Source organism: Pseudomonas sp. Sample_22 (assembly GCF_004307635.1).
Taxonomy (GTDB): domain Bacteria; phylum Pseudomonadota; class Gammaproteobacteria; order Pseudomonadales; family Pseudomonadaceae; genus Aquipseudomonas.
Genome location: NZ_RCNY01000047.1, coordinates 130,269 through 141,712, shown reverse-complemented (window position 1 = coordinate 141,712; position 11,444 = coordinate 130,269). Strand labels below are relative to the sequence as shown.

The 11,444-nt window shown below is 58.2% G+C and carries 9 protein-coding genes; 3 read left to right on the top strand and 6 right to left on the bottom strand.

What is annotated here, in order from left to right; all coding sequences use genetic code 11:
- Positions 1-147: 147 nt before the first annotated feature.
- The 5 genes from D8U73_RS11785 to D8U73_RS11765 form a co-directional block, all read right to left on the bottom strand.
- Positions 148-615 carry an SRPBCC family protein gene (locus D8U73_RS11785; RefSeq protein ID WP_130904537.1) on the bottom strand — a complete coding sequence of 156 codons (468 nt, stop codon included), beginning with the start codon at positions 613-615 and terminating at the stop codon, positions 148-150.
- A gap of 28 nt (positions 616-643) precedes the next feature.
- On the bottom strand, positions 644-4,060 hold the full coding sequence (locus tag D8U73_RS11780; protein ID WP_130904536.1) for a non-ribosomal peptide synthetase: 3,417 nt from the start codon (positions 4,058-4,060) through the stop codon (positions 644-646).
- A gap of 13 nt (positions 4,061-4,073) precedes the next feature.
- Entirely contained in the window at positions 4,074-5,003 is a 930-nt protein-coding gene (locus tag D8U73_RS11775) for a diiron oxygenase (protein ID WP_130904535.1), read from the bottom strand.
- Positions 5,000-5,776, bottom strand: coding sequence for a DUF3050 domain-containing protein (locus D8U73_RS11770; RefSeq protein ID WP_130904534.1), 777 nt, complete (start codon positions 5,774-5,776; stop codon positions 5,000-5,002). The genes D8U73_RS11775 and D8U73_RS11770 overlap by 4 nt, the downstream gene beginning before the upstream one ends.
- A 650-nt stretch (positions 5,777-6,426) precedes the next feature.
- On the bottom strand, positions 6,427-7,137 hold the full coding sequence (locus tag D8U73_RS11765; RefSeq protein WP_056852031.1) for a GntR family transcriptional regulator: 711 nt from the start codon (positions 7,135-7,137) through the stop codon (positions 6,427-6,429).
- Between the two features lie 197 nt (positions 7,138-7,334).
- Here D8U73_RS11765 and lapG point away from each other — a divergent pair, with 197 nt between their 5' ends.
- The 3 genes from lapG to D8U73_RS11750 all read left to right on the top strand — a co-directional run bounded on the left by lapG (position 7,335) and on the right by D8U73_RS11750 (position 10,784).
- Positions 7,335-8,027, top strand: a complete 693-nt coding sequence (gene lapG, locus D8U73_RS11760; protein ID WP_130904533.1) for a cysteine protease LapG — start codon at positions 7,335-7,337, stop codon at positions 8,025-8,027.
- Positions 8,028-8,040: 13 nt separating this feature from the next.
- Positions 8,041-9,987 carry a cyclic di-GMP receptor LapD gene (gene lapD, locus D8U73_RS11755; protein WP_130904532.1) on the top strand — a complete coding sequence of 649 codons (1,947 nt, stop codon included), beginning with the start codon at positions 8,041-8,043 and terminating at the stop codon, positions 9,985-9,987.
- Between the two features lie 479 nt (positions 9,988-10,466).
- Positions 10,467-10,784: a DUF6124 family protein gene (locus D8U73_RS11750; protein ID WP_130904531.1), complete on the top strand. Its 318-nt coding sequence runs from the start codon at positions 10,467-10,469 to the stop codon at positions 10,782-10,784.
- A 134-nt stretch (positions 10,785-10,918) separates the two neighbouring features.
- Here D8U73_RS11750 and D8U73_RS11745 read toward each other — a convergent pair whose 3' ends face one another.
- Positions 10,919-11,284 carry a hypothetical protein gene (locus D8U73_RS11745; RefSeq protein WP_056852035.1) on the bottom strand — a complete coding sequence of 122 codons (366 nt, stop codon included), beginning with the start codon at positions 11,282-11,284 and terminating at the stop codon, positions 10,919-10,921.
- Between the last annotated feature and the right edge of the window lie 160 nt (positions 11,285-11,444).

The following is an 11,444-nucleotide window of genomic DNA, read 5'->3' as shown; positions in this document are numbered from 1 at the left end:
ATCGCCGATGGTAGTGTGGGGTTTCCCCATGTGAGAGTAGGTCATCGTCAAGATTCAAATTCAAAACCCCTGTCTGCTAACGCAGACAGGGGTTTTGTCGTTTCAGGGCAGCCAAAAGCCGTTGGCGGTCACCGCAAAACAAAAGCCTTATACAAATAACTTCAACACATTGTTCATCGCATCATCGGCAAAGCCCTGGACGAACGCCTGGAACCCTGGCATCGCGTCAGCACCTCCCTGCGCCGGTTCGGCGATGATCGTCCAGGTCGCAACGGATTTGCCTGAATCAATGGGAGTCACCTGCATCGCCGCCCACAGATTGGCCACACCCAGGGTGTTGTAGATCGTGGTCCAGGTCATGCTCATCGTGTGATCGTCGTGGGAGTTGAGTTGCTCGACGACAAGGTTGCCGTCCCTGAAGTGCTTTTTGCGCAGGGAAGCCACTCCCTCACCCGTCATTTCAATGTGCGACAGCGCAGGTATGAATCGGTCGAAGCCGGCAAAGTTGCCGACAACGGCCCAGACCCGTGCGGCCTCGGCAGGGATTTCCACCGAGGATACAACGTGGCAGCCTTGTGGATTTTGGATCAGGGTATCGGGTTGCAGAGTGCTCATGGTTTTGCTCCGTGCGGGTTGGGATGACTCAGATGAAATTGATTTCCTTGAGGTAGTCGCAGCCACGGCGCAGCAGCGCCGTGGTCTTTTCCGGATAACACGCGCCCATCTGCCACACACCGGCCTGGGCGTTGTCGTGACCGATCATCGAGATGTCGCCGATGTCTTCTTCAAAGCCGTTGAGGTAGAAGCCGAGCACGCCGAACAGCGCGTTATCGCTGTCGACCCGAGCCAGTTGCTGCTGCCAGTCTGCAACGCTGACCAATGAAAATTCCTGCCCGGCTTCACGAAACGACGCCACGTATCGGTCCCAGCTCAGGGGCTCGGGGTTGTGCAGGTTGAACACCGCTTTTTCCGACTGATAGCGGCTGGCATGGAAGGCGATGAAGCGGGCGAGGAAGTCCACCGGCATCAGATCGAAATTCAGCGCGAACTCCGGCACCTGGCCCAGTTGGATCGAGCCTTTGAGCATCAACATCAAACGGTTCTTGTGTGGCTGGCAGACGCCTGTAAGGCTGTTGAAGCTGATGTTGCCGGGGCGATAGATATTGACTTGCACACCGCGCTCCCGCGCCCGTTGCAGGATCCGCTCGCCGACCCATTTGGACAGGTTGTAGCCGTTCTTGATGTAGATGGGTGGAGTCTGCGCGGCGGGCAGCTCCAGTACCTTGCCATCTGCGGAAACCGCGCTGGAAGCCGAGAGCGTCGAGACGAAGTTGAAGATCTTTTTGCTGTGTCCTTCGCAAAGCCGCAGGCATTCGAAAATCGGCTCGACGTTGTCCCGCGCCAGCGATTGGTAATCGAGTACGTGATTGACGTTGGCGGCGTTGTGCACCAAGGCGCCGAACTCTCGATCCAGGCGCAGGTAAACCTCGTCGGCCAGGCCCAGGCCTGGCTGGGTGATATCTGCCGCGTACACCCGCACCCGACTCAGGTCCAGATGCTCCAGGCGGTTCTCACGCAACGCCTGAGCAAACCGCTCAGCCGCCGTTTGCCCGTTGCCGTCGCGGACCAGACAAGCGACTTCACTGGCGCCCCACCCCAACAGCGCTTCGACGATGTGCACCCCGACGAAACTGTTGGCGCCGGTGACGATGACTTTGTGTACATCGCCCAGACGGCTGATGGGCAATGGCTGCACATGCAGTTCGCGAGAGGCATCGGCCAAGGCTCGGTCGCTCAATACTTCTTCACGGCCTGAACCCCGCACCAGTGTCGCAAGCTTGGTGATGGTAGGCAGTTCGATGAAGCGGTTGATCGATATGCTGCGACCGAATTCTTCGCGCAAACGCAGGAGCATGCGCGACAACAGGATGGAGTGACCTCCCAGATTGAAGAAGCTTTCATCGGTGGAAATATCGCCGGCCGGCAACTCCAGCAGATCGGCCCAGATCTCCAGCAGCAGCGCTTCATCGGCATTGACCGGCAGGCGTCGCGGGGTGTTTTCGCTGACACTGACCGGCAGCGCCAGCAGCGCTTTGCGATCGACCTTACCGTTGCTGGCGTACGGCATGCCCGCCAGTTCGGTCCACGCCACCGGCTGCATGTACTCCGGCAGATACTGCATGGCGTGAGCCTTCAGCGCATCGCGCGCCATACCGCCATGGTGTTCTTGAGGCTGTGCAAGGAAGGCCAGGATTCGACGATGGCTGTCGATCACCACCGCCACTTGGCGGTACAACTGGCTGTCGCGCAGGCAGCGTTCGATCTCTTCTGGCTCGACTCGGAAACCGCGAATCTTTACCTGATTGTCGCGCCGTCCGCACAGCTCGATCCCTTCGTTCGTCCACTTCGCTATGTCCCCGGTGCGATAGACACGCAAGTGCTGGCCATCAGGCAACGTCAGGGTCAGATAGCGTTCGGCGGTCTGCTGCGGGTTGTTCAGATAACCCAGGCACACACCGGGCCCTGCGATGTACAACTCACCGACGGCATGCTCTGTCACCGGTTGCAAATCATCATCGAGGATCAGCACCTGACTGTTGGCGATCGGATCGCCGAGGGTCCGGTTGTTGTCATCCCTTTGCAACTGCCGCGCAGTAATCAGCACGGTGGCTTCGGTGGGGCCATAGAGGTTGTGGAGATTGCCTTGGCGAGTCAGTTGCTGGATCACCCACGGCTCGCAGACATCACCACCCGTCATCACGTGTTCGAGGTTGTGCAATGACTCCAGCGGCAGAATGCTCAGCAGCGCTGGTGGCAAAAAGGCGTGGCTCAGTTGCCGAAGACGGATCAGCTCCACCAGTTGCAGCGGATCGCGGCGCTGGTCTTCAGCAGGCACGATCAATTCGGCACCCTGCAGCAGCGTCGGGAAAATATCGATCAGCGATGAGTCAAAGCTCACTGAGGAAAATTGCAGAACCCGACTCGCTTCGGTCAGCTGCACATAGTCGGCATACCATGCGGTGAAGTGAGCAAGATTGGCCTGGCTGAGCAACACGCCTTTGGGCTGGCCGGTGGTTCCCGATGTGTAGAGGGCCATGCACGGCGCCTCAAGCGCTGGACGTTGACGCATCAACGGTTGCTCAAGATTGACGTCGCTGGCATCGATCGAAGTGATATCGAATCCCGGCATTTGCGCGGCAAGCGGATGCTGACCGTCATGCAGGAGTAACACCGCACCGGCATTTGACAGGATGTACCGCTGACGTTGCAGCGGATGGCTTGGTTCCAGGGGTAAATACACCGCGCCGCTGCCCAGAATCGCCAGGATCCCTGCGTACAACGCGCTGCATTTCGGCAGGCAGATTCCCACCACCAGCGGGGCTTCATGCTGGCTGAGCAAGGGCTGCAATCGCTGCTCGATAGCACGGCTCAGGGTGTGCAACTGGCGATAGTCGAGGGTGGTCCCGGCAACGGTCAACGCAGGCCTGTCGGCACTCTGAATGAAACGCTGTTCAAGCCGTTCGATCATCGGTATTTCGGCGAGCTCCAGCAGCCATGGTGCAGCGGTTGCATTACGGCGATGGATGTAAGCGAGGCTGTCGAGATACAGCAGGTTTTCGAACGTTGCGAAGTGAGGGCAAATGGCCGGTTGTGCAAGCAGGAAATACTCAGCGTCGCGGGAGTAGCGACTGACCAGCAGGGCGACGTGATCCACCAGTTCCTTGATTGCGCGCAGACGCAGTGCCTGACCATTGCCCGAGGGTTCATCGGCAATCGGCACGCGACTGACCAAAGTCGCATCAACGGTGAATAACAGATCCAGCGGCGATAATCCTGAAGCTGCCGAAGGGCCGATGCCCAGTTGCAGCGTCAGGCGCGGTGCAGGACTGAAAACAAGCGGGTTCAGGCTGGCATCATCGATCATCAGATCCAGATGCTCCGGCAAGGGTGCATCGATTGTCGTTACCCGTGTCAGTGCATGACCGTGTTGTTCGAGTTCCAGCGCCAGGTCGGTCAGGGCCTGGCTGTGGCCGGCAAGCAGAATTTCGAGACGTCTCATGACGGGGTCCTCGTCAAAGCAAATAGTCACTCAAGGCGCTTTGCACGCACGGCGAATCGAGCAGCGAACTGCTGCGGAAAAACCGCACGATGTTGGCGACCAGCGGGTGATGGCGATTGATCGGGAAGGCCAGGCCGGACACCTCATTCTTGAGGGATTGGCGCGCGGCATCGCTGATCTGCAAGGCGTCGATCAGTTGGAAGTCAAAGGCCTTCTGGATGTCGTTGGTCAGGTAGTGGCTGATGAACACCGGGAGGATTCGCGCGATGCACTCGCGGTCGGCTGCGCTTGCGGTGTGCCAGTAGATGCGCACCATCCGCGACCAGAATCCGGAGTGCCGGCCCTCGTCGAGCAAGTGGTCGGCCATCAAGCCCTTGATCGACTGCTTGACGGTATCGTCCTTGGCGAACGCGGCAACGTCGCCGGTCACGGTGTTTTCGGCAATCGCCACGCAAATCAGCTCCACAGCGCTGTGCAGGTGTTCCGGTGCCATAGCGATGGCTGCCGGGATCGCCCGGCTCAACTCGATTTCCTCAGGCAGCCCGATGGGGCTGATGCCAGTCATGGCGATGGCCTGCTGCATGAAATCCATGGCGACCAACGCGTGGTAATCCTCATCGACCACCACCGTCATGGCGTCGTAGCGACAGGCGAACGGGAATGCCACGGCGAAGCGATTCTTGGCAATGCTACGGGCGGTCTTGTCGACGATTTCCGTTTCGAAGATCACCACGTCATTGATGAATTTGTAGAGCGTCTGCACCAGGGCGAAGTCGCGCTGCTCCGGGCACTCGCGCACAAACGTCTGGCTGAGAACCAGCGGTTGCCGGCTCAGCGGATAAATCAGCCTGTCGTCGTTCTCCAGCAGGCGACGCGGGCGTGTGCGGATGGTGGCGCGGCTCTCCCAGGCATCGGCGAACGACAGATAGTCGGCGGCGTTCATGGGTTCACCTCCGCCAGAAGCTCGTTCATGCTCAGGCGCAAGCCGTCCCACAGAGCGATGCGACTGTCTACGGCGGCGATGGCGCTGGCGTACACGTCTGCTTCGCGTTGCGGGTCGCTGTCGACCAGTCGCGCGAGCAGTCGTTCTGCAGCGGGGCCGTGGTCTTCAGCGTCGACCTCGATGTGGCGTTCCAGGTAGTAGCGAAATGTCGGGGCTTGTTCGATACCGATACCCCAGTCGTCGAGGATGCGCTGGAACATTTGTGGAATCACACTCTCGCGGCCATGCAGAAATGCCGCTGCGACACTGTGGCCAGGCGCATGCAAGGCGGTATGCAGCGTATGGCGCACGAACCGCGCGGCCGCCGGGTTCACCTTGATACTTTGCAACGCTACGTCATAGCTCACGCCTTCCTGCTGCAGCGCCACAAACCGCTCGACGGCGGTCGTACTCGCGCCGACTTCGCGCATGGCATCCAGGTACAACTCGAAATGGCTGTAGTGGCCTTGAGCGGGGCGGTCATCGGACTCTTCGCCCAGTACGATCTCGTTGATCAATCGTGCTGCCTGCGGGTCGCGTGGCGGGAGCCAGGGCAATTGCGTACAGGTCAGCTCCTGTTGCAGTCGTTTGGTCAGCGACATGAAATCCCAAACCGCAAAAACATGGGTTTCCATAAAACGCCGCAATACTGGAAGTGAGTGTATTTCGGAGAATATCGGGTGCGCACTCAGTTGCGATTTTTTTTGTTCAAGATGCTCTTTGGTTGGTTTCATCGGCGAGCCTTTAGTTGTCTGGTATGAAGGAGTGGTCACTCTTTATTGTTGGTAAAAGTTTTCTTGTGGCGAGCGAATGCCTCAATCTGAATGATTTTGTTAAGGTGCTGTAAGGGCTGCTGCTGTGGCTTATCAGCCGGCGCCATATATCGGCCTGGAAAAACTAGTACACAAATTAAGTGTCGGGCAAGTTATTTTTCAGATATTTTAAAGTTAAACTTTTTCGGGTGCGGCAAGTTTCTATAAGACTTTTTGAATAAGTTTTATTTGGTCGTAGTTGCTCCTTCCGTCTTTTAAAAGTCAGAATTTTAATAAAGAGTGAATGCCTCACTCGAAGCAACTTTCTGGGCTAAATCGTTGAAGTGATATGAGGGGGAAGTTCGCCGGGAATAGCGCCGACTCTCCTGTTCCCGTGGCAAGGCTCCTTCCGTAGGTTCCTGGTGCGGGGGGCTGCTGCTTAATTGCGATGCGTCGCCCCGTTCATGGGTTGTCGGCACCCCAGGAGTGAGCGTAATTCAAGACAGCCGCTATCACCGAATTCGGGAATCGGAGAGGGCATAAGGGGATGGGAAATTTGTAAGTGGATCGTTCGGTTTCAAGCGGGCTGGGCGCGGCATGACGGAAAGGGAGCAAGCTCCCTCATCACTGTTTTACTTGGAGAGTTTTCGACTTTGGGCTTCAGGGCTGGCGAGGTAACGGGTGATGACCTCGACGCCACGATTGAGGTGATGAACCAGCAACTTCACCGAACTGTCGACATCCCGCTCTTGGGCAGCATGCAACATGGCCCGGTGGTCTTCCTGGGACAATTTACCCAGGCCCATTGCTTCCAGATTGAAGCGCAGGAAGCGTTCTTCCTCGTTCAAGCCATCTTCCACCAGTTTCAGCAGGCGCTTATTGGGTGCCTTGCTGTACAGCGACATGTGGAACAGGCGATTGAGCCGGCCGATTTCGCTGTAGTCGTGTTCGGTTTCCAGCTCATCGATATAACGGGCGGCCTGTTCGAGGTCAGCAATCTCCAACAGCGGCACCGACATGCGCAGCGCCTCGGACTCCAACAGTATCCGCAGGGCATAGGTTTCCGCAGCGTCGCCTTGAATCAGCGGCGCGACAACCGCGCCTTTATGGGCGACCACGTTGAGCAGCGCCTGGGCTTCGAGCTGACGCAGGGCTTCGCGCACCGGCATACGGCTGACACCGAAGAGGTCGGCCAGATCTTGCTGGCGCAGGGCGATGCCGCAGGGCAGGCGACCATCGAGAATCGCCGAACGCAGGGTTTCCTCGATGACTGAGCGAGCCAAGTGAGCGGGAATCGGCCCGTTGACCTTGATACTGCTGAGCGGATTGGGCTTTTGTGTCACTACTACGCACCCTGATTGGCTATTTGGTTTTTTGGATCCAACTGACACTAGTAACTGCCTGGAGGCTTGTCAAACGCGCAACGCAGCGCTTTCTTTGAGTCTAGCGCGCCCTTGGTGATCTCACCGTGCCATTGTTTTTTAGCGGATTAACCTACACCATCAACCGACTTCCAACTGTCTACCCTGGATGCCGCGCATTGGCAGTACGTTTCCCGATACCCCGGATGTTGTGCTGGCTGTGCGGTGCGATGCTGTTGGCCGGTGTAATGCTGGGCGATGTACTGGGCGATTGGGATTTCTCGTCGATCAGCCGCCGGGCGCAGGCATTGTACGGACCTTTGGGCGAAGGTCAGCAGCGTATTGATGACTGGCAATACTTGCTGGCCAGCCAGAGCAAGGCCAGCGAACTGGAACAGCTCGACCGGGTCAACCGGTTCTTCAACCAGCGCATACGCTACGTCGAAGATGCCGACCTGTGGCATCAGGCCGATTACTGGGAAACGCCGGTCGAAGCCCTGTTCAAAGGCGCCGGCGATTGCGAGGACTACGCTATCGCCAAGTATTTCAGCTTGCGTCATCTGGGCGTTGCCAGTGACAAGCTGCGCATCACCTACGTGAAGGCGCTGCAATTGAATCGTGCGCACATGGTCTTGACCTATTACGCGAGCCCCCAGGCCATGCCGCTGGTGCTCGACAGCCTGATCGATGATATCCGGCCAGCCAGCCAACGAACGGATCTGCTGCCGGTCTACTCTTTCAATGCAAACGGGTTGTGGTTGCCCGGTGCCAAGGGCAACCAGAGGGTCAGTGACAGCAAGCGTCTGTCTCGTTGGCAGGACGTGCTGAAAAAAATGCAGGCCGAAGGATTTCCGGTCGAGTCGATTAACTAGGAGCCGCCCACAGATGTCATTGTTCAAACAGCTGTTGATCGCAATCTGTCTGTTCCTGGTCATCGCCTTCACCGGTAGCTTCATGGTCAGCCTGGAGAGTTCGCGAACTCAGTATGTCAATCAGCTGCGCTCCCATGCCCAGGACGCCGCGACGGCGCTGGCGCTGTCCCTGACGCCGAACATCGATGATCCGGCAATGACTGAGTTGCTGGTCAGTTCGATTTTCGACAGCGGCTATTACGCGAGCATTCGCGTGGTCGATCTGGCAAACGACAAAACGTTGGTCGAGCGCAGCGGCATCCCGGCCGATACCGATGTCCCGGCCTGGTTCGTCAAATTGATCGGGCTGGAACCTGCCGGTGGCGACGCGATCGTCAGCCGTGGCTGGGAGCAGGCCGCGCGGGTCGAAGTGGTTAGCCACCCCATGTTCGCCCTGGCCAAACTGTGGCAGAGCGCGTTGGGCAGTCTGGCGTGGTTGCTGCTCTGTGGGGTGGTCAGCGCGATACTGGGTGCGCTGTTGTTGCGGCGCCAGTTGAAACCGCTGGATTACATGGTCCGGCAGTCCCACGCCATCGCCCGTCGCGAGTTTCTCAGTTTGCCTGACCTGCCGCGCACCCCTGAATTGCGGCGCGTGGTGCAGGCGATGAATCAGATGGTCGAGAAGCTCAAGGCGCTGTTTCAGGAACAGGCCGAGCGCAGTGAAAAACTGCGGGCGGAGTCTTATCAGGACAATTTGACCGGGCTGGCCAACCGGCGATATTTCGAGATGCAATTGCATGCGCGGGTGAGTAACCCTGAACAGGCCAGCTCTGGTTATTTGCTGTTGTTACGGGTTCAGGATCTGGCGGGTCTCAACCAGCGCCTGGGGGGGCAACGTACAGACGAATTGTTGCGGGCGGTCGGCGAGCAACTTTCCAGAGCGTGCGCCCGATACCCGGAAACCCAGAATTTGGTGACCCGCATTCGTGGTGGCGAATTTGCCGTGCTGGCGCCGGGGCTGGTGCGTGAAGAAGCATTGCAGTTGGCGCAGCACCTCGACATCGCCATGACCAGCCTGCATGCGACCGGTGCGACGGACGTGGCCAAGGTGGCCGCGATCGGGCTGGCGCCATTTGTTTATGGCGACGCGCCGCCATCCGTGCTCGCATTGGCGGATCAGGCGTTGGCGCAAGCTGAAGGCCTGGGTGATTCGAACTGGGTCTGCCTTGACCAGAGCGCTTTGGCCGGTGTCGGCGACGATCATCATGCCTGGCACGATCTGCTGGATCAGGCGTTGAAGCAGCGGCGCTTCACCTTGTTTTTTCAACCGGTGGTGGCGAGCCAGGACACGCAATTGGTGCTGCACTACAAAGTGCTGTCACGGTTGATCGACGATCAGGGCCAGAGCATTCCGGCAGGGCGCTTTCTGCCGTGGCTGGAGCGGTTCGACTGGACGGCGCGACTGGATCGCCTGATGTTGGAGTTAGTGCTGGAACAGATGGCCGACCACGAATCGACCCTGGCACTGAACCTGTCTTCGGCAACCGTTGAAGATCCACAGGCATTGAATGCGCTGTTCGAGCTGCTGCGCTCGCATTCCAATCTAGGGCCGCGACTGACCCTGGAAATCGGCGAAGAACAACTGCCCGATCAAGCCATGCTTGAAGATCTGACACGGCGCCTGCGCGAGCTCGGGTTCACGTTGAGCCTGCAACGTTTTGGCGGGCGCTTCAGCATGATCGGCAACCTGGCGCGGCTGGGGTTGGCGTACTTGAAAATCGATGGCAGCTACATCCGTGCGATTGATCAGGAGAGCGACAAGCGCTTGTTCATTGAGGCTGTTCAACGGGCGGCCCACAGCATTGATCTGCCGTTGATTGCCGAACGGGTCGAGACCGAGGGCGAACTGGCGGTGATTCGCGAGTTGGGGGTGTATGGGGTTCAGGGGCGGTTGATCGGGGAGCCGAGGCCTTGGGGGTAGGGTTGCCTGTGAGGTTGCCATCGCTAGCAGGCTAGCTCCCACATGGGCTCATGTCGTACACACTCCCTGCGATCAATACCGATCTACTGTGGGAGCTAGCCTGCTAGCGATGGCGTCAGCACAGACAACACAATTGCTGTGGGAATGTTCCTAGAGGGGACACCGGCGTCGGAGATTTCCTTCAAGTTGTAGTGGTGTCGGTGAACTTGTTTGGCCAAGTGCCCAAGCCTAGTCTGAGTTTGTCACTGAATAAGCAGTGACTCGGACGTGCAAATCCGACCAGACTGTTTGACACGCGTATTGCCATTCCTCAGATGAGCATTAGTATGCCCACTGCTTTATGGCGGCTGCGCGCAGGAGATCCTCGGATCTGCTGGGTGTCTAAACAGGCCCGGTTTTGCACACCTGCGCACGGCCGCCACCCATTTCGCGTGCAAACGAAAGGCGAACGGCCCCCACTACTGTTTAGGATGGCCTCTATGTTCAAAGTCACGCCAAATCCGCCGGAAACCCCTGGCGACACTCCCGAAACCAAGCCCCACAAAAACCACCTCTTCACCGTCGCCGACGACATCAACATCGAAGCCCTGTTGGCCAACGCCTCCGAAGATTTACTGTCCATCAGCGCCATCGCCGCCGACCTGGCGGACGATGTGGAAGGCTCACGCCGATCCGTTGCGCTGGCGCTGAGCCGCATGGCTGACGGGGTGCATTTGTTGGTGGAGCGGGCGCTGGATCACCTCGAATCGCCGGAGCTGCTTGAGTTTTTGTTCAAGGACAAGCCGGCGGTGAGCTGAAGATCGCCATCGCGGGCAAGTCGAATCGTCGCACCGCCGCTCCCACAGTGGTTGCAGGTGTTAGCAAAATTTGTGCATCACACATAACTCTGTGGGGCTTGCCCGCGATGGCGTCAGTACAGGCAATAAAAAACTCAGATCACCCCATCCTCATCATCATCCACCAAATGACTCAACCCGCCCAACGCCTCCCGCGCCTGGCTGCGGTCCATGAGTTTGGCCTGTGCCGGCGCCGGCAGGTCGGTGACGAGGATCACACCTTTGTTGATCAGCACTTCGATCAAATCGTCGATGACCCGGATCATTTCCAGGTCGCTCTTGCGCAATTGCTTGAGCTGTTTGATCTGCTGGAGCTGGTTGAGGCTTGTGTTCATCAGTTCATTGGCAAACCAGGCCTGGAGGTCAGGATGGTCGGCCGGCAGCGTTTCCGTGGCTTCGGCGTAGTCTTGGGCTTCGACGCGCAGCAGTTGCCCGGCTGTATCGCGTTGCACGTAGAACATGGAACATTCCTCACAGAGAACCGCGTCATGCTGTCAGCAGCATAGGCGAATTCAGCCATATGGTTATTCGCTAACGGTATTTAAATTCCTTTTCTTATATCTATAAAGTCAACCACCTGCGTACCTGCCGACCAATCGGCGCGCCGCACGACACGAACCA

Bases quoted from the DNA above. Each gene is read 5' to 3' on its own strand.
- D8U73_RS11770 (WP_130904534.1), bottom strand. From the start codon at position 5,776: ATGAAACCAACCAAAGAGCATCTTGAACAAAAAAAATCGCAACTGAGT.
- D8U73_RS11745 (WP_056852035.1), bottom strand. From the start codon at position 11,284: ATGTTCTACGTGCAACGCGATACAGCCGGGCAACTGCTGCGCGTCGAA.
- D8U73_RS11750 (WP_130904531.1), top strand. From the start codon at position 10,467: ATGTTCAAAGTCACGCCAAATCCGCCGGAAACCCCTGGCGACACTCCC.
- D8U73_RS11780 (WP_130904536.1), bottom strand. From the start codon at position 4,060: ATGAGACGTCTCGAAATTCTGCTTGCCGGCCACAGCCAGGCCCTGACC.
- D8U73_RS11775 (WP_130904535.1), bottom strand. From the start codon at position 5,003: ATGAACGCCGCCGACTATCTGTCGTTCGCCGATGCCTGGGAGAGCCGC.
- D8U73_RS11785 (WP_130904537.1), bottom strand. From the start codon at position 615: ATGAGCACTCTGCAACCCGATACCCTGATCCAAAATCCACAAGGCTGC.
- lapD (WP_130904532.1), top strand. From the start codon at position 8,041: ATGTCATTGTTCAAACAGCTGTTGATCGCAATCTGTCTGTTCCTGGTC.